Origin of the sequence: Arcanobacterium phocae (genome assembly GCF_900105865.1) — a bacterium.
Taxonomy (GTDB): Bacteria; Actinomycetota; Actinomycetes; order Actinomycetales; family Actinomycetaceae; genus Arcanobacterium; species Arcanobacterium phocae.
In genome coordinates, this window is record NZ_LT629804.1 from 1,890,035 (window position 1) to 1,912,882 (window position 22,848).

The window sequence follows — 22,848 nt, forward strand, 5'->3', positions numbered from 1 at the left end:
GTAGCGAACACCATGGTGCTACCTCCCATTTTTGAGGTAGAGCTAGCCCTACCATTCGCTTCTGCGGCGGTTGAGCCAGCTTCCACCCGCTAATATTACTAGTATGAGTTTTCTTCGCCGGCTATTTTCTATGCGTTCGACGTCGTACGCCCAGGAAATCGCACACCTGACCGAATCGCGCCGCGAAATCGTCAAAGCGTTCGAAATCGAACGCCGCCGAATCGAGCGCGACCTGCACGACGGTGCCCAACAATACCTTGTTGCTACCGGAATGGCGCTGGGCGAACTCGAACTCATTGTCACCTTGGCTGGCGAATTGCCTGCCGAACTGGCTGATCTGCCAGAGATAATCGCGCGCGCGAAAACCGCTAACCAGCAAGGGTTGGCAGCTTTGCGGGCAACGGTCAACAATGTTCACCCTAAGCTACTGTCTGACATGGGATTGGCAGCTGCCGTGCGCGATATTGCCGAACGCAGTGAGCTGCCGGTGCGCGTCGTCGTCCCCCATCCGCTACCTGACCTACCGGAAGGCGTAGTTGCTACCGCCTATTTTCTGGTGGCCGAAGCGCTCACGAACACTGCGAAATATGCACCAAACGCTGAGGCTACGGTTATGCTTGCCGCCGACGAATACCTGCACGTGTCGATCGTTGATACCGGGCCGGGCGGTGCGCAGCTAACTAGCGGACACGGACTCGCTGGAATGCGCGAACGGCTCGCCGCATTCGGCGGAACACTCGACGTCGTCTCCCCTGCCGGTGGTCCCACGAAAGTAACCGGGAGAATTCCGCTACTGTTACGCACCGGCGAATCAAGTATTGTTCTACACTCAGGAGAAAACCAGTGACTCGCACAATTTTTATTGCCGACGACGCCGCCCTGATGCGCGCCGGGCTCTCCGGTATTTTGCAACGCGTGGGTTACCAGATTGTTGGCGAAGCTAGTTCTGCCCCAGAACTTGTGTCCGGGGTGCGCAAAATTATCGACGACGGCGGGCAGATCGACGTCGTTCTTACTGATGTGCGTATGCCACCGACGATGACTGATGATGGCCTACGTGCCGCCGACGAACTGCGCTGTGCCTATCCCAACCTGGCTGTGATGGTGCTATCTCAATATGTTGCACCCGCCTATGCCCAATCGTTGTTTGGCTCGGCGCACGGAATGGCCCGCGGCGGGATCGGATATTTACTCAAAGAGCGCGTCTCCCAAGTGGCCGACTTCGTCACCTCGCTGGATATGGTTGCTGGCGGAGGCGTCGTCGTCGATCCAGAAGTTGCTGCTGGGCTCATCCGTGGCCGGTCTACCGCGCTCGCGGCGCTCACGCCCCGCGAGCGCGAAGTCCTTGAGCTCATGGCGCGCGGACTGTCCAATGCGCAAATCCAGGCGGATTTATTTTTATCCGCGGCGGCCGTATCGAAACACGTGGCAAATATTTTCAGCAAACTCGGGCTGGCGCCGGGCGAAGAAAACCGCCGGGTGCGCGCGGTGCTGACGTATCTAACTGAGACTGGCGGAGCGGGCGCCGCGTCACGGTGACTCTTACAAGGTGACTCTTGCAAGGTGCCGTGGCTGAGCGTGACTCGAGGTGTCTTCCTCAAGGTGACGAACGGGACGCGAATGTGTATAGTTAAGTCGTTGGCTTTCGCCACTGCGGGCGTAGTTCATCGGTAGAATGGCAGCTTCCCAAGCTGCAGAGGCGGGTTCGATTCCCGTCGCCCGCTCCACTAGACGCTCGATAATGATAAAACGGCGTTGGCGCATGGCCATTGGCACGAGCCTTCAGAGTGCGGGGCATTCCCTTCAATTCAGTAAACAAACTGTTTATAATGATGAGTGGTTTAGACAAGACATTATTACTTCTCATATAGCAGGTGCCGCGTGATGTCTCACAAGAAAACAAGCCTTTTCCGGCTTCTCGCACTCGTAAGCATAGCAGTGAGCACTGTCAGTGCGTGTTCGCCTGCGGAAGATGCTAGGACGTACTCACCTTCCAACGCACATTCTCCATCCTCCACTGCTTCACCTAACACATCCAAACCCGCTGGTCGTGCACGTGCAACTTGGAATGGCGCCGATATTGATCTTTCCGAAGCATCCGTCTCATGCGACGTCGACGGAAATGTAGTTCGTATCGTCGTGCTTCCACCTGGCTGGGACCCAAGTTCTGATTCTCCCTACTGGGCAACACTATGGGAATCGGACGACGCGATCGACGTTCTTGACGTAGGAATCGGTTATGGAATTCCTACTGAAACAAATCAAGAGGTTTTAGCCCACGCCTGGTCCTCCAATAACCCTAGGACAGGCAATTTCATTGCCACTCACCAGGGAAAGACCTACACAGTTACCGGTTCTTTTGGCAATATTCCTGGCACAGAAGCAACAGTATCGGGAGAGCTCATCGTCGACTGCCCGACGCAATAAGCATTATGCCAGAACACCGATTATCCAAACATCTTCACATCTGATGGCCACCCGGCAAACAACATCGAGCTCTGGGCAACAGGACTGGCATAAGCCACGATTCCACATCGTGGCGTTAGTTTTTATCAATCAGTGCCTCAATCTGCCCGGCTTTCGCAGTCGCAGTGTTACAAGATTGTTCACCGTCGTCTTTGTAGTTGTAGCACTAGACTGCGTACTTGCATCTTGTGTTCGATGCCACTGTTTTTCTTTTCTCTCCATGCCCTCCGTTGAGTTCATTGGTGAAGACGGCGGGTGTAACGTTGTCATTGAGCCAGGATTCTTCAGCGATCCTACCGTGGATACGCAAAACCCCGACGCTCTCAGCATCCAGGTCATGGTTTGGCTTAGGTGTGAGCCAGTCCCAAAACGTCTCGTACCCTCCTCCTTAGGGGCAGTTCGTTACTCGAAGGCTCCTCAACAGACTCAGACTCCGGTTCTATCTGTTCGGACTCTGCTGGTTGGGTACTGGCATATACACCAGCAAGGCCGAGCGGAAGCATGTTGCCATTAACCAAATACAAATCCCAGCCAGCTTGTTCACTGATACGGTCGAGGTTTCCAGCTCACGGATATCATTGGCGCTCATCCACCCGTTCTGCCGAACGACCGTGTATCCATCCATCCGCGACTTATATTTACCGCGCAGCAAGCCCTCGAAGTTGAACTTCACATAAAATCTGCGGCTTCTCACAAGGAGCCAAGAGCGTTTTAGTGATGGCTTGTTCCCAGCGAATCACCCACGGATCAAGCGTGTACTTCACAAACTCAAAGGACTACTGCTCAATATTGCTAAAAGAGCTCTTTTCAAGGTCGCCGATCATGTGCGGAGGAATCCTTGATCGTGCCCGGATGCTCGAGCGCCCCGCAGCACTATTGGAGAAAAAGCTCGCTCCGTAGTGTTCGGTTGTCCGAGCAAGATCGATGGCGTTCTTCGTCATCGCAATCGGGTTATAACCGACTAGGCTGTCAGAACCTAGTCCTCGAATATGGAGCACGTTGCAAATAGCCAAGGCGACAGGTGACAGTTTCGAATCTGTCAGAGAATTCACCCCAGGAACGTTGATATTCGTAGTAGAGTTGCCAGCCTCATCACAGTCCGCCGTCATCCGATTCGCATCAACGCAAACAACCCTATCGCCTCATCGCGCCCGTTGCGCAGCACCTGAACAAACGGCCCCACAACAGAAGGTGCTTCATCAACGTTTCTCGGAGTACGAAGCTCGTCATCTCCTGATTCGGCACTCATCATGGAGCAACACGTACAGCGGATGGTTCGGCGCCTTGTCCTTACCATCCCTCCGAGATTTGCTGATAGGCGTACAACGGTAAACCCGCGATAGCCTCAGCCAAAATCCACACGCAACTGTACACAGCGGTTATCTGCATCACAGGTCGCTCAATCACCGGACGAGCCGGAGACATTGGCCCGAGCAAAAACTATACGAAAATCCAATCACATGATCTTCTATCGCATGAGTCGTGTCGCCTAGCGGCAAGTTAGAAAACCCATATCCGCTCCTTTAGTAAATGAGTAACATAAATCGACTAGCCATATTCGTTTTTCATAGCTAACATGTGAAAGAGGGCACTGGGAAATGTTGCACTTTGTTCAAAACATCATCGTGCAGACCAGCTTAAGCTGCAGGTATTTCAATATCGGTAGGATACCCTTCTCTATCAACATCTATAGTCACTTGCGTCTACTTATTCGGCTCATCAAAGAATGCCACCTGTTGCGATGCTTCTTCTGGCACAATCTATTCACCGAACATAATATACGCAACATCAGCTTCTCTGTCATTTGTCATATGCCATATGTATGATCTTCCCCCTTTTGTGACCGCGGTAATGTTTCCAATTTTGTTGGCTACAATAACATGAATCCTAGTATTCCCTTTACCTTGAGTAAGCACTGATATCCCTTTCTTACCTGCAGTTTTCGCACCATTTGTCACCGCTTATTTCATCAATGCTTGGCTCACTTCCCTAGCGGTAGCTTGGGTTAATGCGCGACGAGTAAAATGTGCCACTACAGCTGAAGCAGGAATCCAGAAAGGATCAGCGACTGCAGGATAAATCATTGCAGAGCCGGTACAGATATACTGAATTACACAGTCACTTTCAGTTATATACTCAGTGTTAACTTTTATTCCGTTTGCATCGACTGCCCAAGGCACCGCAAAGGTTCCTACAAGATTCCCATTTTGATCCCACGCAACGATTCCCCATCTTCCAAATATGTTAGATGAAAATCTGGATCTACCGAAGGAAATTTCACAACTGGAATATGAAATAGAGATCTGCAAGCACCGTATCTTCATCGCGTATCTCCAATGAATAGTAGTCTGATTCACTTACGCTCAAAGTTTGAAAAACGCTAAGCAATCCAGTTGGAAGTATTCGCGAGAACTCTACTTCTGTTGCTGATGGAACTGTGATTGCCCCATCTCCAATCTTGATTCTCTCCTCGTCAACATCATGCGTGTCTAGAAAGACAATAGTATGAGTTTTTGCAGCAGCTTCAATATCCGCAGAAGCTCTTCACGGAGAAGTATTTTGTCAGGCACTTCAGCAGCTGCTGCAAATCCAACCGTGGAGAGATAATGCTAGTGTCGTCACTACGCTCACGAGAGCTTTATGATATTTTCCGGTAATCGTGAATATTCTTCTCGTTGTAGTGGATTCTGGTAGCGGTTGCAGCGTCTTTGTTTTAACTGGTGAGTTCTAGGATACGCTCGCTGGATTTGTCATAGTCGAGTGTTTTACATTGCCGATCGTTGGCTCCTTCAACATCCTGAAGGTAGGCTTGGGAGTACACGCTTAAATCGGCGCTTTCGGGACGAATTGGTGTAGTAGTCCGTTGGAGTTTTCGTTGGTTCCTTGTTGTCATGGGGCGTGGGGGTACAGAAGTCAACATTCATTTCCAAGATTGTTGAGATTCAGGAGTGGAGTTTCATTCGACTGCTTCGACCCCAAGTCAACTTGTTGCGTCAAACTGCTGGTAGGTCACGCGTCTTGTGGATGATTGCTTCTTGAACAGCCTGGAGTCATGGCGCTGGGGTAGATGAAAAAGATGTGAATCGTGTGTTTGGATCAGCGAGAGTACCGATAGCACTCTTGCCGCCTGCTCCCGAGATCAGATTGCTCTCCCAGTGCACCGGAATAGCATGGATAACGACACTGGCTGGGGATCGTAGATCATAACCATGAGCTCACGAGAAACAAGGCATGTTTTCATCAGTGCTGCTTCTGGGCTTACGCGTGGCTCATCCTTGAAGTAGCACCTTTTCAAGTCGAGCCTAGGTCAGCCTCTGGTATAAACGTAAATCGCCTGATAGATCGTTTCAGTGTATAAATGCTTGGAATCATCGTGGGAGCACATCTGTTTTAGTCTGCCACTGATACGTTCAGGTAAGGAAATGCTTTTAGGCCATTGTCCAACCGAGGTAAACAAAACAACGCTGTTCAAGGTATGAGCGGTCTTGGGGCGTTGACGCCGCACACTTGTTCACTGATGAGCATGGTAGGACTCACACAATCCTGAAGCCTGGGTTGATGCCCAGTCGAACCTCTCGGATCGTACTGGAGGCGCATCGCCCCTTTTCTCGATTAATAACCCAAATAGACCCCACTCCCAAGAGGAATGCGCCCGACGCGCAGCGAACATCTGCGACCGAGACGCAAACACCTCACCACGATACTCCCGCACCACAGTAACCAGCCCCTTCTAAGGCTAGCACTACAACGACCACTGGAACTCAAGATGCGCCCTGAGGAAAGCGTAACGTAATACTTCACGGACTAACTCTGGATCCGTCACTATTTCTTTCTTGCAACCAGAAAGCCCTAAGACAACAGTGACGAATAATAGAGAACCACAATTCAGATCATTTCAGCATGGATCAAAAGCTAATCTTCCAACTGAGCCGGATTCCAGAAAATGGTAATATCAGCCACCACTGATCCGTATATGCGAACTAATTTTTGAGGATCGAACCTTAGAGAACGAAATCTTCTCGCCGCTAGGTGGAAAACTCTGAAAATTCCAATGGCCTTCCACACTACCTGATAATCCAAATGGATAGGATTTACACTCAGACACTGGCTCCGTCAATTTACATTGCGAATTTCATTTATTTTCCCTAAGCAAAAATTATACCAAATGGAGATATGAATTACTGCCAGCTAGAAGTCTGGTTGCAAACCTCTAGCTGGACAATCTTCTTTGAGAGGTTAATAGTCGTTGCACGCAGACTGGCTAAGCTAAACCCCTGCGTAAATACAGAAAACCTTCAAACCCGAGGAGCAAGAAAAAGAGAAAAATCATCGGTGATACCGAGCCCTGACCTGTCATTACGATTAAGCTGACCACATAGTTTTTGATTCGCATCTGTAATGGGTGAAATCACGGGACTTTCACCTATCGCTCAGTTCACTTTAAGCCACAGAAGGATGATCACCTCCCTAGCATCATAGTACAGTCTCGCAGGTTTTGAGCTCTATACGCAAACATCTCCCACAAGCATGTCGCTTTGCGCTTTTAGTTCTCTTGCATCGAAACCGGACGACCACAATCTTACCCTGCCTCACCTCACCATACCAATATCCTGCCTGACGGACACTTAGTCGAATATTCAAATGCTCTCGTTTTTCTTGAGATCCACTTCACTCCACTCTCGCGTCTCGCACCTGCTAGTAAGAGTTCATGGAATATGCCCAAAAACTTCTAATCCTGATCTGCCCGCATCCGTGTACAAACACAGCTAAGAATCCTACGCCACGCATTGCTACTATCGATTGAGCTACCTAGATTGGCACCGCCACCGATAGAACCTAGACGTCCTCTTTCTGAGATGAGAACGCAGGTACCACTCAAAGCCAGAGAAGGTAACTGCTCCTCGTTAAGGAAGGTTACTGCAGATGCGAGAGGCATATTGAATGTCGACGCTACCAAAACTATCCGAATGACACCGATTTGAAGCGATTTAGGTATTTCCCACATTCTTTCTTCTCTCACTGATTCTACTAACTCCCGGACCAACAATAAGTAGCGCCGCTACATATCCACTATTTACAGGCACCTCCAAAAATAGACTTTGACTGCACAATTTGGATTTTCCCCTTAGAATTAAGATTATTCTGGGTATGGTTTCGGTGCCACAAGAGTACAACATCCTAGGCCGACAAAAAGGAGACAAATGATAAATACACTTGCACAGAGAAGAGGAATAAGATGCCAACAAAGGCGACAACTCCGTAATAGATTCGCGGCTATTATTGCATCATTGAGTGTTTTATTTTCCGCCATTTTGATTGCGCATCCAGCATCTGCGGTACAAAATAGAACCCGAGAAAACTCATACCCTCTCAACAGTATTTCCGCCGCCAACAAGACAGAGTTCTTTCTAGCCAAAAACCCAACCGAATTAAAAGTTCGTTTTAGTAAGGTCGCTGACCAAGAGCGCGGTAACCAGCTAACAGGAGCCAAGCTGGCTCTATACAAAGGAGATTTTCCTGGGCAAGTCCCTTCTGGTCTAGATCCAGTCAAGCTGTGGCCCAGCGGAAAGTATACCGATCTCACCTTAGAAGACGGAACCTACACTCTCGCTGAGTTATCCGCCCCGTGGGGGTATTCCAAAGCAGCGAACATCGTATTAAAAGTAAACAACGGCCTGCTTTACACTAAGGACGCTACTGGTAATTGGAATCAAAATACTGCATTTTCACCGACTGATCCGAAGCCATTAAACGCTTATACAGATTTCACTGATGGTAACTTTTCCTGGGGCACAACACCATACGGAAAAAATTTCTATGTCAATCGAGTGAACGGGAACGGTTCAACTGAAGGCGATGAAGTAATTTATTGTTTCAATATTTCGCTTAAAGCACCGACGGATTCTGAGGATTATGGAGAAAATATTGCTCCAGATATTTCGAGGTTTGCTCCGCCGCCGACATTCACAGCAAAATATGACGCATCTACTCTACGTTCGTATGCGTCGAATCCGCGAATTAAAGATCCTGAAAAATTTGGCGCAACAATCCAACGCATTATTCACGCAGGATTCCCGCGTAACGGAGCGAATATTAAGGGTGATCTAACAGACACACAATTCCGCACTGTCACCCAGTTAGCCATCTATAATTTTTCTGATTCTTTTGGCTTAGATGAACTGGCGCATTCCCCTGAAAAACACGGATTCGAAGGCATCTTAGATCCAGGCAATATTAGAATTAAAAAAGCATACGAGAAGCTAGTCGATTATGCGAACAGTGACGCTGTTATTCCAGCCGACCTGTACACACCGCTATATACACCAAACTACAATGACTACCAAAATTTCATTGGCACACTTGTCAAACCGCCATCGTTGGTGCCTCTTATCGAGATGATCGATACGGAATCACTAAAATCGGTTGAGGTCTCGTTCTCTAAGGTCGAGGTCAATAGCACAGCCGAGTTGCCAGGTGCTTCGCTCAAGGTTGTCTCGGGTGAATCCGTTAACGGCTCCGTGGTCAAGGATGGTCAGTGGGTTTCTACTGACCAGGTCCATAAGATCACGTTGGGTGTGGGTACTTACACGATGATTGAGTCCCAAGCACCTAAGGGCTATGACAAGGCTGAGAACATCACGTTCAGAGTCACAGACAAGGGCACGATCGAGATCAAGGATGGCGACCAGTGGAAGACGCGTCAAGACGCACTCGTGCGGATGGAAGACGCCAAAACCCCAGTCACGGTTGAGGTCTCGTTCTCTAAGGTCGAGGTCAATAGCACAGCCGAGTTGCCAGGTGCTTCGCTCAAGGTTGTCTCGGGTGAATCCGTTAACGGCTCCGTGGTCAAGGATGGTCAGTGGGTTTCTACTGACCAGGTCCATAAGATCACGTTGGGTGTGGGTACTTACACGATGATTGAGTCCCAAGCACCTAAGGGCTATGACAAGGCTGAGAACATCACGTTCAGAGTCACAGACAAGGGCACGATCGAGATCAAGGATGGCGACCAGTGGAAGACGCGTCAAGACGCACTCGTGCGGATGGAAGACGCCAAAACCCCAGTCACGGTTGAGGTCTCGTTCTCTAAGGTCGAGGTCAATAGCACAGCCGAGTTGCCAGGTGCTTCGCTCAAGGTTGTCTCGGGTGAATCCGTTAACGGCTCCGTGGTCAAGGATGGTCAGTGGGTTTCTACTGACCAGGTCCATAAGATCACGTTGGGTGTGGGTACTTACACGATGATTGAGTCCCAAGCACCTAAGGGCTATGACAAGGCTGAGAACATCACGTTCAGAGTCACAGACAAGGGCACGATCGAGATCAAGGATGGCGACCAGTGGAAGACGCGTCAAGACGCACTCGTGCGGATGGAAGACGCCAAAACCCCAGTCACGGTTGAGGTCTCGTTCTCTAAGGTCGAGGTCAATAGCACAGCCGAGTTGCCAGGTGCTTCGCTCAAGGTTGTCTCGGGTGAATCCGTTAACGGCTCCGTGGTCAAGGATGGTCAGTGGGTTTCTACTGACCAGGTCCATAAGATCACGTTGGGTGTGGGTACTTACACGATGATTGAGTCCCAAGCACCTAAGGGCTATGACAAGGCTGAGAACATCACGTTCAGAGTCACAGACAAGGGCACGATCGAGATCAAGGATGGCGACCAGTGGAAGACGCGTCAAGACGCACTCGTGCGGATGGAAGACGCCAAAACCCCAGTCACGGTTGAGGTCTCGTTCTCTAAGGTCGAGGTCAATAGCACAGCCGAGTTGCCAGGTGCTTCGCTCAAGGTTGTCTCGGGTGAATCCGTTAACGGCTCCGTGGTCAAGGATGGTCAGTGGGTTTCTACTGACCAGGTCCATAAGATCACGTTGGGTGTGGGTACTTACACGATGATTGAGTCCCAAGCACCTAAGGGCTATGACAAGGCTGAGAACATCACGTTCAGAGTCACAGACAAGGGCACGATCGAGATCAAGGATGGCGACCAGTGGAAGACGCGTCAAGACGCACTCGTGCGGATGGAAGACGCCAAAACCCCAGTCACGGTTGAGGTCTCGTTCTCTAAGGTCGAGGTCAATAGCACAGCCGAGTTGCCAGGTGCTTCGCTCAAGGTTGTCTCGGGTGAATCCGTTAACGGCTCCGTGGTCAAGGATGGTCAGTGGGTTTCTACTGACCAGGTCCATAAGATCACGTTGGGTGTGGGTACTTACACGATGATTGAGTCCCAAGCACCTAAGGGCTATGACAAGGCTGAGAACATCACGTTCAGAGTCACAGACAAGGGCACGATCGAGATCAAGGATGGCGACCAGTGGAAGACGCGTCAAGACGCACTCGTGCGGATGGAAGACGCCAAAACCCCAGTCACGGTTGAGGTCTCGTTCTCTAAGGTCGAGGTCAATAGCACAGCCGAGTTGCCAGGTGCTTCGCTCAAGGTTGTCTCGGGTGAATCCGTTAACGGCTCCGTGGTCAAGGATGGTCAGTGGGTTTCTACTGACCAGGTCCATAAGATCACGTTGGGTGTGGGTACTTACACGATGATTGAGTCCCAAGCACCTAAGGGCTATGACAAGGCTGAGAACATCACGTTCAGAGTCACAGACAAGGGCACGATCGAGATCAAGGATGGCGACCAGTGGAAGACGCGTCAAGACGCACTCGTGCGGATGGAAGACGCCAAAACCCCAGTCACGGTTCCGTTCAAGCCTGAGCTTTCAGCGAATAAGACTGAAAGTAAGAAGCTTGCGCATACAGGAGCATCAACTGGGTTGCTTGTGGCTCTTTTGACGATGCTACTGTTCGGGGGAGCTGCAACTTTTGCGACTAGTCGGAGGTACGGCTCGTGACAGAGTGAGTCGATTTCTTATCGGGTAACAATATAGGTTTGTGGGGTTCCGCCAATTGGTAGAACCCCACAAACTTCCATTGGACCTGAAATATAGCAGCGTTTCATAGTTCAGTCATTTACCTAGGGAAACGGTGTTTTAGTTTCGCTTATCATTACTGTTTCCAGTACTCTACTTCTCAACATACCTTTGGCTTATCAAACCCGAGATTACAGTTTTGAGTCTGAGGATATTTCACAAAATACGATGACTAATCGACACGTTTCATTGATTCGCCGCAGCAAACAGAATGCTGAAAGAATTCGTCCGATTTTGAATCTACCGGCCCCAGTTCCACAGTCGTGTTCACCGATCCGCAAGTCGCATCTGTTGGTCTGACCGATGTCCAAGTACAAAAGCAGGGACGCGAGGTGCTCACCAGCGAAGTGGACATTACATCAGCTGCCGGAGTTGCGCTGTTGCGGATGATGCAGATGGCTCAGCAAAGCTGGTTGTAGACGCCAACACCGGTGTACTACTTGGTGCTACATTCGTTGGGCCGGATGTTGTTGAGCTTCTCCATGCAGTCACGGTTGCGATCGTCGGCAAGCTCCCGGTTCGGGTTCTGTGTCATGCCGTGCCGGCTTACCCGACCGCGTCCGAAGTCTGCCTTCGGCTACTTGAGCAGTTCCCCGAGACGTTGCTGTAAAGCAACATGATACACCAAGGCAGCACGATGACGGTGAGGCGAAATGAGACACGCACTGCGTGAGCTCTTTAGCTTTTGGAAATACAGGTACCAGCTGGAACCTGGTGGCCGGGCGAATCCAGGTTCGAGATCGCCGTTGGCACAATACTGGCCCAAAATACCTCCTGGCGCAACGTCGAGTCTGCCATCGATAATTTGCGCGACGCCGGTTTGCTGAGTCCCGAACACCTCTTAACTGCCGACGACGAAACAGTGGCTAGCTTGATTCGCCCGTGCGGATACTACAAAGCCAAGACACGCTACCTCAACGAACTGACCGCTTGGTTCATCAAGCGCGATCAACACGCCAAGCATCTGAGCACACCTGAGCTACGCGAAGAACTACTACGGATTCACGGAGTTGGCGAGGAAACAGCTGATATGAACCCTGTTTGTTAGACAGCGAGTTCGTATTCTTGTCTATATTTTAGTGGGCTGGTGTGCAACCGACTCACGATTCGTTGGGCGTTCCACCACTGGATATATTCAGCGATGATTCGTTGGAGACTTCTTTGTCCGCTACGTGCACCCTTGGAGAGGTCGAGTTCAGTTTTTAGTCGGGCAAAGAAGGATTGTGCTGGCGAGTTGTCCAGACAGTTTCCTTTCCTCGACATGGATTATCGTACTCCCAAAGCTCTCAGGAGCTTGCGGTAGTCTTCAAAGAAGTATTGACGTCCCTGATCGCTATGAATAATAACGTCTCGCAAGCAGTGCTTTTGACTATAGCCTCGCACCATCCCTGTGACAAGCGTCGAATCTGAGGAGGTGGACAAGCGCCATGCCACCACTTCGTTATTAAACAGATCAGTTAAAGGTGACAGGTAATACCAGGTTCGACCCCACTTGATCTGCGTAATATCTGTAACCAAGCACTTACCGGGTTGTCAAACACTAAAGTTACGTTGCAAACGGTTGGGAATACGAGCAAGTGTTCGAAGCGAAAGACTTGCTCACGTTTACGCCTGGGATGCATTCCGTATAGCCCGGCTTGGCGCATCAAGCGGGCAACCTTCTTATGGTTCATACACCGTCCTTCATGGTCCTGAAAACCACGGCGTATCAAATAAGTCAGGCGTCGATACCCATACCTTCCATAACTATACGCATACGCTTGCTTCACCAGCTCTAGGTCAGCATCTATCCGACCAGCATTTTTCAACACCCAATAATATATTGACCGGGCAAGCCCAACAATCTGACAGAGTCTTGATACTCGATAGCGGGCTTTAAGGGTTGTGACCAAGCGGATCAAGAACGCCTGTCACGTGTCATTCTCCTCCCTCAAAGCGCAAGATTTTTCCAAGATCTCCACGTGCAACGCATCAAGATCCACACGGGCCTGCTCACTAGTAGCTTCCTGCTTGGCAGCTTCGATATGCTGGCGAACTTCAGCCAACCACTGACCCCACTCACTGATCTCTCTACCTGCTTTTTGAGCCCGAACAACCCGTTGTCCTGCTGCTCTTGCGCTTTGTTCATGATCAATCATTTGCTGACCTTCCAACCAACGCCCAAACAATGCTGGATACGAAGCTGATGGCAACTTAAACTCGCGAGCTAAGTCTGACCCGCTTTCGCCATCAAGCCACCGCGATCCGACTTCCATTTTCAATTCTATAGGCCAGGTACGAAATGACGGGGCCTTTCATGCCTGCTCGATACCATGCAAGTCAACCTCTCGACAAAAACGACGCGCAGTTTCATACGCAACTCCTGCTAAACGCGCGCAATCACTAATAGAAACACCCTTGGGATACAAGCGTAAAACCTTCAAACGCCGATCCTTAGCCTTCCGACTCATAACAGTCCTTTCACATCAGAACTGTCCAACCACAAGGGTTCATATCAAAATTGACTTGACTTATACTATCAATATCACACAAAACAACATTAAGAATATTAGTAACTGTAGACCCGAGGCGCTTGCCGCCAGCGGTCGTCATCGAGCACCGTCTGCCTAGAGTGGCAGGGCTTGCACAAGCTCCGCAGGTTGTCGAAGTCGTGGGTGCCGCCGTGTTCAAGCGGGAGTACGTGGTGTACTTCGGCCACTGGTGTGTAACGCCCTGATTCAAAGCAGTTCTCACAGAGCGGGTGTTGTGCGATGTAGGCGGCGCGGATTTTGCGCCAACGTGAGCCGTAGCGGCGGTTGATCTTCGGATCACGCTGGTGCTTGCGATAGCGTGCGTCTTCCGCCTTGGCATGGGCCTTGCAGAAGCGCTCGTGGGTGAGCTCCGGGCAACCAGGGTGGGAGCACGGGGACGCTGGTTTGACTGGCATCGCTTTTGCTCCTTTCCTAAGCATGGTGAAGCCCCAAGTTCCCGATGCTGGGTTCTTGGGGCTTGTCCTACTTTTCAACCACCTACATCATCTCATAGGAAAGGCGCATATGCATCCGGCGTTCTTGACACCTTTTAACGCACTGGGTGCACACCTATAGCCTCCGTACAGTGCGGTCGCAAGACGAGCCAAGGCGCGCGACTTCTTTTGGTAGGCGGTGGTGCGTTCGACGTAGAAATGGTTGCAGATCTGCTGAACCGCATCCTCTTGGGTTCCTTCGCCGAGGAAGAACGCTTCCAGCACTAAACGGTCGTCCTCGGAGATGATTTCCCATGCTGGGAGGAACCAGTCCATGTATTGACGCGCCTCCACATATCGTGCCTTGTAGGTATCGATGCGTTCGATCGTGGACATGATCCTGTTCTCGCTCGCGTGGAGGTCGCCTGAGGGCGGCGATGGCGGCTTTCTTTGTGTCGAGGTATTTGGTCATCACATGCATGAGAGTTCCTTTCGAGAAGAGGTCGTGGTTGTGTGGGTTTCGTGTGTGACCGCATCGATTAGCGCGGCCTGAGTAACATCTTTCGCATCGAGGGCTTTGAGGACGGCTTCATCGAGCGTCCCTTCTGCTACTAGGTGCGTGATCGTGACTGGCTCACTCTGGCCTTGCCGATAGATCCGCGCGTTGGTTTGCTGGTAGAGCTCCAAACTCCACGTCAACGAGAACCACACAAGCAGGTGCCCGCCTGCCTGGAGGTTCAGTCCGTGGCCAGCTGAGGCTGGGTGGATCAGGCCGAGAGTGAGCTCTCCCCGGTTCCAGGCCTCAATATCTGCGCTTGTTTTGAGTTCTCGTGCGTGAGGGAAACGACTCTGGATGCGTTCGCAGTCATGCTGAAACCAGTACGCCACCAGCAACGGAGAGCTATTAGCTGCCTCGTAGATATCTTCGAGTGCGTTGAGCTTCCGGTCATGAATCAGAGCCCATTTGCCGTCTGCGGTATAGATCGCACCCGAGGCCATCTGCAGCAACTTCCCGGATAAGGCTGCAGCGTTAGCAGCATCGATCGTTTCCTCTCCTAGTTCGAGGACAAGGTCAGCTTTCAGATGGTCGTAAACATGGCGTTCCTTCGCTGCGAGAACCACTGGCATCGTCGTCACTGTCAGTTCTGGGAGCTTCAGATAGTCGGTAGTTCTCACTTATTACTGTTTGTGCAGGCCAAATACGTCAAACAAACAATAGCCCGCGCTCGTCGTAAACACTATTGTTGACGTGTCCGGTGCCGTTTCTAATGGCACGGTCGAGGGCCATGATCGTAGCGACCACACCGTCGTTCTCCTCGGTGCTCTTTCGTTTGTCGGGTTTGATGTTGCCTGCCGGGTCGGTGCGCATGTGAATGTTGTCCACCATCCATGACAGGACCGGATGAGTGCCATGGACGAGTTTAACTTCCAACGCCAGCTTCTTTAGAGCCCTTCTTTTTTGTTCTCTCGTATTCTCAGGAAGATTCCGATTACAAAACCCACTAGGGCAATACAGCACATGGTCAAGGCTGCTTGCCACGGGAAAATATCGAAAACAAAGTAACTAATCAGGAGCATTAAGACTGTTATGACAACCAACATCAATGCATCACGAAACCATACGTGACTATACGGCGAAAACATCATATTCTCCTGCCAGTTTTATGCAAGTTTCCGTCAGGACGCACGGATTGAGCTTGTTCGATGATCTTTTCAATGGGCTCACTTCACCCCATTGCGTCTAGCGTGTCCTAAAACACTAACAAAGATATACTTTAGTTTCAATTAATTACATTATTTTTTCAATGACTTAATTAGACCCTTGAGCAAGCACCGTCTCTTTCAGCCACGTACATTACCATTGAACAAGCACATCTGACTTGAAATATCCTGAGTCATACGATACTTTTCAACTTCAAACTTGCCATTATTAGAAGAATTCTGCATTAACTGGGCATCTACCTGACTACGCTGATCGTTAAGCTCTGGGAAATAACACTCAATCTCAAAAGTACCTCCCGTAGGCAACTTGTCGACTTTCTTCAGCTCAGTTAATTCTTGATCTTTTTACAATTGCACAGCAAACGATGATTATCAAAGTCGTGGGTGCAGCCATGTTCCCACGGGAGAACACGGTGGACTTCCTGCACCGGCGCGTGACACCCCACCTTCAAGGCAGTCCTCACACAGCGGGTGGGCTGCGACGTAGGTAGCGTGGATCTTTTTCCACCTCGACCTGTAACGCTTGTTAACTTTCAGCCCCCTTTAGTAGGGCTGGTAACGTTTGTCCTCAGCCTTGGCATGCGTTTGATAAAATGCTCGTGAGATAGCTTAGGACAATCCTGATACGAATATGGAGACAGTGGTTTAACTGACATCGTCAAGCCCGCGTTGGGTCTTTTCACGATCATGCCACCAAAACATTCTCGTCACCTCACTTGGACACAGCGCTAAAACCACTTCACCACGCGCTCCTCATAATCTGTACACCTGCTATAAGAGTTTGGTGTTCAACAGTCCTAGTAAGCATATTTCAGAGAATTTCACTGTCACCTTAAACGCACCTGCACCGTACCGCAACAGTGCTAGTGTGGTTTCAAGATGTGCGCTCGACGCCGTCGAGTAGCATTCGGCTAATGCCTACGTGGTGTATTGGAAAGTTAGGTGAAGTAATGAAACTTTCACAGATTCTTTTGTCTGGAATTTTTGTCACAGCGGGTTTTGATTCCGTCAAGGAGCCAGGTGGTCGCGTACAGATCACACAGGACTTCATGGCTGATCTTGGCATTGAGGTTAGTCACGAGAATGCTGAACTCATGGTTCGCGCAAACGGAGCTGTTATGGTTGGCGCCGGCGCGGCACTAGCTCTTGGCATTTTTCCGAAACTTTCCGCGCTCGGCCTTGTTGGTGCTCTTGTTCCGACGACGCTCGCCGGGCATCCTTTCTGGAAGTCTGCTCCGGAGGCAAAAGGTATGCAACAGATCCAGTTCTTTAAGAACCTCGCCGCAATTGGTGGTCTCGTCGGCGTACTTGAAGCCAAACGGAAGCACTGATTTCAGTTATAGCGTGATTATATGAATAATAAAGCAGTAGATGTCATTGTTATTGGCGCCGGCCCGGTAGGCGAAAATGTTGCGCAATATGCCCACGATGGCGGACTCTCCGTCCTCCTCGTTGATAAGGAACTGTTTGGTGGCGAATGTTCCTACTACGCATGTATTCCAAGCAAAGCCCTCCTGCGCCCCGTGGATCTAGCACATGCAACAGATCACGTGCAGGGTGTCAGCGGCGCGAGTATCAATGCGCGCGACATGTTGGCTCGCCGTGACGAATGGGTGAGCGAATATGATGACAGCTCCCAAATAACCTGGGCACAAGATGCCGGCTTGGAAGTGGCACGCGGCCATGCACGTATCGTGGGAGAACGCCGGGTTGAAATCACGCCAGTAGATGGCGGCACAACCGCTAATGATCCTCAAACCACCGAACCCTACACCGTCGAGGCACGCGTTGCAGTCGTTCTGGCCACCGGGTCAACGCCGGTCATTCCAAACATGTACCAAGGTGTGAATGCCTGGGGATCGCGTGATGCAACTGGAGTCGTTGAGGTCCCAGATCGTTTAGTTATTGTAGGCGGCGGCGTCGTCGCAGTAGAAGCCGCTACCTGGATGCAAGCCTTAGGCAGTAAAGTCACGATGCTGGTACGCGGATCGTCACTCCTCGATCGCTCTGAACCTTTTGCTGGCCAATTCGTTAAGGAATCCCTTGAAAACCAGGGCATCACAGTCTTAACGAACGCTGAAGTGACGGCAGTTAAGCGCGATCCGGCATTGAACCCGAACCCAGAAATCGGGCATATTCACGGCGGAACCGTACACCTCGACGTCATTACCCGTTCACATTCCGCAGATGGTGACACAGTGAAAACTCTCGATGCCGATGAGCTTCTTGTCGCAACAGGCCGGCGCCCGGCGCTGGATAACGTCGGACTCGATACCGTTGGCCTCACCCCCGATGACATACGCGAAGGAAACCTGCCTGAGTGGCTACATGCTATTGGTGACGCCGGAACCGGCGCACCTCTCACCCACCAAGGCAAATATGAGGCACGGGTGCTCGGCGCGAAACTTGCGGGCACACCCGAAACCGCACCAAATGTAGAGGTTCCTGTTCCCCAGGTCGTATTCACTGATCCGCAAGTCGCATCGGTTGGCCTGACCGAAGCTCAAGCACGCCAGCAGGGACGCGAGGTACTCACCAGCGAAGTTGAGATCACATCCGCTGCCGGAGTTGGACTGTTACGTGACGATACGAACGGCAAAGCCAAGCTCGTCGTAGACGCACACACCGGCGTGCTACTCGGTGCAACATTCGTCGGCCCGGATGTTGCTGAATTGCTCCACGCAGCCACAGTTGCTGTCGTTGGCGAATTGCCGGTGCGAGTTCTGCGCCATGCCGTGCCGGCATATCCGACCGCATCCGAAATTTGGCTGCGATTGCTTGAGGAGTTTCCGGTAGAGCTGCGGTAGAGCTGCGGCACCACTGTTTGAACTGCGGGGCTCCCGTTTATACTTGCGGGCACCCTGCTAGAACTAGCGCCCCTGCCTAACCTGTGGCGCTCTTGCCTGAGATACGCCGCCAGTTGCAACAGCTAATGTGGCAATAGGGCAAACCTCGGCGTATATGGTCGAGGTTTGCCCTATTTCCCTCTTTGGTGCACAACCTCTCCGCATAAAACTGCGATGCAGCGGCACGATAAAGACGGTCAGTACAATGACGGTGAGACGATATGAGCCATACAATGCGAGAGCTCTTTGAGCTTTTGGAACAGCAGATACCTGCCGGAACCTGGTGGCCAGGCGAATCCAGATTCGAAATCGCCATCGGCGCGGTACTAACCCAAAACACCTCGTGGCACAACGTCGAGTCTGCCATCGATAATCTACGCGAGGCCGGCATGCTGAGCCCGGAACGCCTCCTGGCTGCCAGCGACGAAACGGTGGCTAGCTTGATTCGCCCGTGTGGATACTACAACACCAAGACACGCTACCTCAAAGAGCTCACCTCTTGGTTCATCGAACGCGATCAGCACACCGAACACTTGAGCACGCCGCAGTTGCGCGAGGAGTTGCTGCGGATTCGTGGAGTTGGTGAAGAAACTGCCGATGATCTTTTGCTTTATATCTATGACCGACCGGTTTTCATTTACGATCTTTATGCCCGTCGGCTATTAGCAGCCACCGGATACGGAGAGTATCGAAACTACACGGCAGCTAAACGAACCCTCGATCCACTTATTGAGCACAGCCAATTTACTACTGCCGAATTGGCAAAATTTCACGGGCTTATCGTCGACGGCGGGAAACGCGCTCGCCAACTAGGCGGCTGGGAACAGGCATATCCACTCCTTGCCTCCAGAGCTTTTAACTCCGTGTAAAACAGCGAGTTGTGCATATAGAGCTAGAACCAGCTGCGGGTGGTACCCAGCTCTTTATTTCTATCGGGTATATTCCGACCTCAGCCACACGCCGGCGATCGGCACTGCGCCGAATACTCCGGCCACTACATCGCTATGTCTGCCTATTACAAGGACAACAAATCAGCCAATCGATCATCAAAGAATTGAGTTGAACACCGGCATTTTTGTGGCTCGGCCCCCTGATACACTTCTACCTTCGGCAGCTAATGTGGCAATAGCGCAAACCTCGTCCATATACGTCGAGGTTTGCGCTATTTCCCGATTTACTGCACACCCCTTCTGCTTTACAGCTTCTTCTCAACTTCTGCTATGTCTCGTAGCACGGCTTCCTTAGCCGGCCCGCCCACAACATTGCGGCGCGCCACACAGTTGGCTATATCGAGATAGTCATAGACGTCGTCCTCAATAAGTTCGCAGTGTTCGCGCAGCATCTCAAGCCCGAGCTCTTCCAAATGAATACCCTGACCTACGCAATAATGCACGAGCTTGCCGGTAATTTCGTGCGCCTGACGGAACGGGACGCCCTTAATTACCAAATAGTCTGCTAAATCAGTCGCATTGGTGAAACCGCCACCAGCTGCTCGCCGCATCTCCCCTGCATTAACCTGCATCGTCACCACCATTCCAGCGAATGCTGGAATACACAACTTCACGGTATCAACCGCATCGAAGATTGCCTCTTTATCTTCTTGAACATCCTTGTTATACGCCAATGGCAAGTTTTTCATCATTGTCAGCAGCGTCATCGCATCACCGATCACGCGGCCAGTTTTACCGCGCGTCAGCTCTGCCACATCCGGATTTTTCTTTTGCGGCATAATACTGCTTCCGGTGGCATACGCGTCATCAAGTTCGATAAAGCCATACTCTGCACTCGCCCACAAAATAATTTCTTCACTGCACCGCGATAGATGCACCATGAAAATCGCTAAATCCGCGGCTATCTCCATCACATAGTCACGGTCTGAAACTGCATCGAGCGAGTTCGTTGCCACCCCATCGAAACCTAGCAGTTTCGCGGTGAGCTCTCGGTCTACTGGATACGTCGTCGTTGCTAACGCTGCCGCCCCTAGCGGTGAATAGTTCAACCGCTTCCCGGCTTCGCCTAACCGCTGGAGGTCACGCATAAACATGTGCACATATGCCATCAGATGGTGTGCAAGTGTAATAGGTTGTGCCCGTTGAAGATGGGTGTACCCCGGCATGACAGTATCGACATGTTGCTTCGCAACTTCAATAAACACTGCAACCAGCTCACGGATTAGCGAGTCGATCTCCCCCAATTCGTCGCGCATCCAGAGCTTGAGATCGGTGGCGACTTGGTCGTTGCGTGAACGAGCGGTGTGGAGCTTCTTGCCAGGATCGCCTATTCGTTTGGTGAGTTCTGCTTCGACGAACATGTGTATGTCTTCAGCTGCGCCGCCGATAACGAGCGCGCCACTGTCGATATCTGCTTTGATACCGGCGAGCCCGCCTGTGATCGCTTCAAGCTCAGTGGGTGTCAAAATCCCAATCTGCGCGAGCATAGTTGCGTGTGCGATACTTCCGGCGACGTCGTGAGCATAGAGTCGCTTATCGAAGTTCAGCGAGGAGTTCATGGCCCAGACGGCCGCATCGGTGGCTTTTTGGAATCGTCCGCTCCATAGTGCTCCTGCCATTATTTTTCCTCCATCATGCCCGCGCGCTGTTTCATCTGGGCCACAACTTGGGTGGGGAGCCCGAACAGGTTGATAAATCCGGTGGCGTCAGACTGGTTGTAGACGTCGTCTTCATCGAAGGTAGATAGGGCTTCGTCGTAGAGCGAGAACGGTGACGAGGTTCCTGCTGGAATGATGTTGCCCTTATATAGTTTGAGTTTGACGGTTCCGGTGAGGGTCTCGTTGGCTTTGTCGACGAAGGCACTGAGGGCTTCGCGCAGTGGATGGAACCATTGCCCGCTGTAGACGAGGTCAGCGAAGCGTTGGGCAACGAGATCTTTATAGTGGAGCGTATCGCGTTCGAGGCACAGGAGTTCAAGTTGCCGATGGGCTGCGTAGTAGACTGTGCCGCCTGGTGTTTCGTAGACGCCACGGGACTTCATGCCGACTAACCGATTTTCGACGATGTCGATGACGCCGACGCCGTGTTTGGCAGCTTTGTCATTGAGGTAGGTGAGCATGTCGACGTCGCCCGTGACGTTATCTACCCGGACTGGGATGCCGGAGACGAATTCGATCTCGACATATTCACCTTGGTCTGGTGTCTGTTCTAGGCTGGCGACAATGTTGAGTAGAGCTGAGTGTTTAGGCTCGTTTCCCGGGTTTTCGAGGTCCATCCCTTCGTGGCTGAGGTGCCAGATGTTTTGGTCCATCGAGTAGTTGTCCTCTTTAGTGACCGGGACTGGGATGTTACGAGCATTGGCATAGTCGATCTCTTCGTCACGGGATGTGATATCCCAAAGTCGCCACGGCGCAATAATCTTCATCTCTGGGGCAAGGGCTTTGATCGCTAGTTCGAAACGGACCTGATCGTTTCCTTTGCCAGTACACCCGTGGGCAATGGCGGTGCAGTTTTCCGCCTGGGCAATCTCGACCATGCGTTTGGCGATACAGGGTCGTGCGGTCGAGGTGCCGAGTAGATAGCTTCCTTCGTACTTGGCTTCGGCTTTGAGCGTTGGGTAGATGTAGTTAACAATGTAATCTTCGGCTAGGTCTTCAATGTATATTTTTTCAGCGCCGCATGTTAATGCTTTTCGCGTCAACGCATCGTCATCAACGCCGATTCCGACTTGTCCAACTATCGCAACCACATCACAGTCGTAGTTTTCCTTGAGCCATGGGATAATTATCGAGGTGTCGAGTCCACCAGAGTAAGCAAGGAGGATAGGTTCTTTCGTCATGTTATTCAACCAACCTTTCAGAATAATTATACGCTATTGTGTATAACTATACACTTAGGGTAGTGAGTCGCCATCATCAAACGTCAACTGTGAACCACGCCTCGTCGTTTTCCGGTAGATTGGACAGATATTCACTTTCTACAACCACCCCGGGAGTATC

General features: G+C 51.1%; 21 protein-coding genes, 1 tRNA gene and 3 pseudogenes. 11 read left to right on the forward strand and 14 right to left on the reverse strand.

The window, feature by feature from the left end; all coding sequences use genetic code 11:
* The first annotated feature begins 103 nt into the window (after window positions 1–103).
* The 4 genes from BLT51_RS08520 (at window position 104) to BLT51_RS08535 (ending at window position 2,427) form a co-directional block, all read left to right on the forward strand.
* Window positions 104–847, forward strand: coding sequence for a sensor histidine kinase (locus tag BLT51_RS08520; protein ID WP_172801346.1), 744 nt, complete (start codon window positions 104–106; stop codon window positions 845–847).
* Window positions 844–1,539: a response regulator transcription factor gene (locus tag BLT51_RS08525; protein WP_091282237.1), complete on the forward strand. Its 696-nt coding sequence runs from the start codon at window positions 844–846 to the stop codon at window positions 1,537–1,539. Before BLT51_RS08520 ends, BLT51_RS08525 begins: the two co-directional genes overlap by 4 nt.
* Before the next feature lie 114 nt (window positions 1,540–1,653).
* Window positions 1,654–1,727, forward strand: a tRNA-Gly gene (locus BLT51_RS08530).
* A 157-nt stretch (window positions 1,728–1,884) separates the two neighbouring features.
* On the forward strand, window positions 1,885–2,427 hold the full coding sequence (locus tag BLT51_RS08535; RefSeq protein ID WP_091282240.1) for a lipoprotein LpqH: 543 nt from the start codon (window positions 1,885–1,887) through the stop codon (window positions 2,425–2,427).
* Between the two features lie 478 nt (window positions 2,428–2,905).
* Here the strand turns inward: BLT51_RS08535 and BLT51_RS09335 are convergent, their stop codons facing one another.
* The 3 genes from BLT51_RS09335 to BLT51_RS09345 form a co-directional block, all read right to left on the reverse strand.
* Window positions 2,906–3,160 carry a phage portal protein gene (locus tag BLT51_RS09335; RefSeq protein WP_331712001.1) on the reverse strand — a complete coding sequence of 85 codons (255 nt, stop codon included), beginning with the start codon at window positions 3,158–3,160 and terminating at the stop codon, window positions 2,906–2,908.
* A gap of 82 nt (window positions 3,161–3,242) precedes the next feature.
* Window positions 3,243–3,575 (reverse strand): phage portal protein, encoded by a 333-nt coding sequence (locus BLT51_RS09340; RefSeq protein WP_231943942.1) that lies wholly within the window; start codon window positions 3,573–3,575, stop codon window positions 3,243–3,245.
* The gene (locus BLT51_RS09345) at window positions 3,572–3,718 is read right to left on the reverse strand and encodes a hypothetical protein (RefSeq protein ID WP_231943943.1); all 147 of its coding nucleotides are present in this window, start codon (window positions 3,716–3,718) and stop codon (window positions 3,572–3,574) included. The genes BLT51_RS09340 and BLT51_RS09345 overlap by 4 nt, the downstream gene beginning before the upstream one ends.
* 4,036 nt (window positions 3,719–7,754) lie before the next feature.
* Between BLT51_RS09345 and BLT51_RS08555 the strand changes: the two genes are divergently transcribed.
* The 4 genes from BLT51_RS08555 (at window position 7,755) to BLT51_RS08565 (ending at window position 12,435) form a co-directional block, all read left to right on the forward strand.
* Window positions 7,755–11,309 carry a SpaA isopeptide-forming pilin-related protein gene (locus BLT51_RS08555; protein ID WP_157672980.1) on the forward strand — a complete coding sequence of 1,185 codons (3,555 nt, stop codon included), beginning with the start codon at window positions 7,755–7,757 and terminating at the stop codon, window positions 11,307–11,309.
* Window positions 11,310–11,650: 341 nt separating this feature from the next.
* On the forward strand, window positions 11,651–11,806 hold the full coding sequence (locus BLT51_RS09410; protein WP_269456643.1) for a hypothetical protein: 156 nt from the start codon (window positions 11,651–11,653) through the stop codon (window positions 11,804–11,806).
* Complete coding sequence (locus BLT51_RS09415) at window positions 11,797–11,997, forward strand: pyridine nucleotide-disulfide oxidoreductase (protein WP_269456652.1); 201 nt, start codon at window positions 11,797–11,799, stop codon at window positions 11,995–11,997. Before BLT51_RS09410 ends, BLT51_RS09415 begins: the two co-directional genes overlap by 10 nt.
* Window positions 11,998–12,072: 75 nt before the next feature.
* Complete coding sequence (locus BLT51_RS08565) at window positions 12,073–12,435, forward strand: hypothetical protein (RefSeq protein WP_091282252.1); 363 nt, start codon at window positions 12,073–12,075, stop codon at window positions 12,433–12,435.
* On the opposite strand, the gene BLT51_RS09525 is transcribed toward BLT51_RS08565, so the two are convergent.
* The 9 genes and pseudogenes from BLT51_RS09525 to BLT51_RS08605 all read right to left on the reverse strand — a co-directional run.
* Window positions 12,432–12,650, reverse strand: coding sequence for an IS3 family transposase (locus BLT51_RS09525; protein ID WP_091282255.1), 219 nt, complete (start codon window positions 12,648–12,650; stop codon window positions 12,432–12,434). The genes BLT51_RS08565 and BLT51_RS09525 overlap by 4 nt on opposite strands.
* Window positions 12,651–12,653: 3 nt before the next feature.
* A pseudogene (locus tag BLT51_RS09530) lies at window positions 12,654–12,908 on the reverse strand (DDE-type integrase/transposase/recombinase); the annotation flags it as partial.
* The gene (locus BLT51_RS09535; RefSeq protein ID WP_157672981.1) at window positions 12,845–13,198 is read right to left on the reverse strand and encodes an IS3 family transposase; all 354 of its coding nucleotides are present in this window, start codon (window positions 13,196–13,198) and stop codon (window positions 12,845–12,847) included. The gene BLT51_RS09535 and the pseudogene BLT51_RS09530, both read right to left, overlap by 64 nt.
* 99 nt (window positions 13,199–13,297) lie before the next feature.
* Window positions 13,298–13,642: a hypothetical protein gene (locus BLT51_RS08585; protein ID WP_091282263.1), complete on the reverse strand. Its 345-nt coding sequence runs from the start codon at window positions 13,640–13,642 to the stop codon at window positions 13,298–13,300.
* Window positions 13,643–13,681: 39 nt separating this feature from the next.
* A complete protein-coding gene (locus BLT51_RS09165; RefSeq protein ID WP_157672982.1) occupies window positions 13,682–13,837 on the reverse strand; it encodes a helix-turn-helix domain-containing protein in 156 nt (51 codons plus the stop codon).
* Window positions 13,838–13,935: 98 nt separating this feature from the next.
* On the reverse strand, window positions 13,936–14,313 hold the full coding sequence (locus BLT51_RS08590) for an HNH endonuclease (RefSeq protein WP_091282264.1): 378 nt from the start codon (window positions 14,311–14,313) through the stop codon (window positions 13,936–13,938).
* 87 nt (window positions 14,314–14,400) lie between these two features.
* Complete coding sequence (locus tag BLT51_RS08595; protein ID WP_231943944.1) at window positions 14,401–14,727, reverse strand: hypothetical protein; 327 nt, start codon at window positions 14,725–14,727, stop codon at window positions 14,401–14,403.
* Window positions 14,728–14,802: 75 nt separating this feature from the next.
* Window positions 14,803–15,507: pseudogene (locus BLT51_RS08600) on the reverse strand (ATP-dependent helicase); the annotation flags it as partial.
* A gap of 28 nt (window positions 15,508–15,535) precedes the next feature.
* Window positions 15,536–15,784, reverse strand: a pseudogene (locus BLT51_RS08605) (terminase TerL endonuclease subunit); the annotation flags it as partial.
* Between the two features lie 1,219 nt (window positions 15,785–17,003).
* Here BLT51_RS08605 and BLT51_RS08615 point away from each other — a divergent pair.
* The 3 genes from BLT51_RS08615 to BLT51_RS08625 all read left to right on the forward strand — a co-directional run bounded on the left by BLT51_RS08615 (window position 17,004) and on the right by BLT51_RS08625 (window position 19,768).
* Window positions 17,004–17,384: a DoxX family protein gene (locus BLT51_RS08615; RefSeq protein ID WP_197672575.1), complete on the forward strand. Its 381-nt coding sequence runs from the start codon at window positions 17,004–17,006 to the stop codon at window positions 17,382–17,384.
* Between the two features lie 21 nt (window positions 17,385–17,405).
* Window positions 17,406–18,860: a dihydrolipoyl dehydrogenase family protein gene (locus tag BLT51_RS08620; RefSeq protein WP_091282269.1), complete on the forward strand. Its 1,455-nt coding sequence runs from the start codon at window positions 17,406–17,408 to the stop codon at window positions 18,858–18,860.
* 260 nt (window positions 18,861–19,120) lie between these two features.
* Entirely contained in the window at window positions 19,121–19,768 is a 648-nt protein-coding gene (locus BLT51_RS08625) for an endonuclease III domain-containing protein (protein ID WP_091282272.1), read from the forward strand.
* A gap of 326 nt (window positions 19,769–20,094) precedes the next feature.
* Here BLT51_RS08625 and argH read toward each other — a convergent pair whose 3' ends face one another.
* A complete protein-coding gene (gene argH, locus BLT51_RS08630; protein WP_091282274.1) occupies window positions 20,095–21,468 on the reverse strand; it encodes an argininosuccinate lyase in 1,374 nt (457 codons plus the stop codon).
* A complete protein-coding gene (locus tag BLT51_RS08635; protein WP_091282277.1) occupies window positions 21,468–22,688 on the reverse strand; it encodes an argininosuccinate synthase in 1,221 nt (406 codons plus the stop codon). The genes argH and BLT51_RS08635 overlap by 1 nt, the downstream gene beginning before the upstream one ends.
* Window positions 22,689–22,848: the final 160 nt, after the last annotated feature.

What these genes read in the sequence shown, in the direction of transcription:
- BLT51_RS08520 (WP_172801346.1), top strand. Translation starts at nt 104, where the DNA reads ATGAGTTTTCTTCGCCGGCTATTTTCTATGCGTTCGACGTCGTACGCC.
- BLT51_RS08535 (WP_091282240.1), top strand. Translation starts at nt 1,885, where the DNA reads ATGTCTCACAAGAAAACAAGCCTTTTCCGGCTTCTCGCACTCGTAAGC.
- BLT51_RS09340 (WP_231943942.1), bottom strand. Translation starts at nt 3,575, where the DNA reads ATGACGGCGGACTGTGATGAGGCTGGCAACTCTACTACGAATATCAAC.
- BLT51_RS09345 (WP_231943943.1), bottom strand. Translation starts at nt 3,718, where the DNA reads ATGATGAGTGCCGAATCAGGAGATGACGAGCTTCGTACTCCGAGAAAC.
- BLT51_RS09525 (WP_091282255.1), bottom strand. Translation starts at nt 12,650, where the DNA reads ATGTCGAGGAAAGGAAACTGTCTGGACAACTCGCCAGCACAATCCTTC.
- BLT51_RS08585 (WP_091282263.1), bottom strand. Translation starts at nt 13,642, where the DNA reads ATGGAAGTCGGATCGCGGTGGCTTGATGGCGAAAGCGGGTCAGACTTA.
- BLT51_RS09165 (WP_157672982.1), bottom strand. Translation starts at nt 13,837, where the DNA reads ATGAGTCGGAAGGCTAAGGATCGGCGTTTGAAGGTTTTACGCTTGTAT.
- BLT51_RS08590 (WP_091282264.1), bottom strand. Translation starts at nt 14,313, where the DNA reads ATGCCAGTCAAACCAGCGTCCCCGTGCTCCCACCCTGGTTGCCCGGAG.
- BLT51_RS08595 (WP_231943944.1), bottom strand. Translation starts at nt 14,727, where the DNA reads ATGTCCACGATCGAACGCATCGATACCTACAAGGCACGATATGTGGAG.
- BLT51_RS08615 (WP_197672575.1), top strand. Translation starts at nt 17,004, where the DNA reads ATGAAACTTTCACAGATTCTTTTGTCTGGAATTTTTGTCACAGCGGGT.
- BLT51_RS08620 (WP_091282269.1), top strand. Translation starts at nt 17,406, where the DNA reads ATGAATAATAAAGCAGTAGATGTCATTGTTATTGGCGCCGGCCCGGTA.
- BLT51_RS08625 (WP_091282272.1), top strand. Translation starts at nt 19,121, where the DNA reads ATGAGCCATACAATGCGAGAGCTCTTTGAGCTTTTGGAACAGCAGATA.
- argH (WP_091282274.1), bottom strand. Translation starts at nt 21,468, where the DNA reads ATGGCAGGAGCACTATGGAGCGGACGATTCCAAAAAGCCACCGATGCG.
- BLT51_RS08635 (WP_091282277.1), bottom strand. Translation starts at nt 22,688, where the DNA reads ATGACGAAAGAACCTATCCTCCTTGCTTACTCTGGTGGACTCGACACC.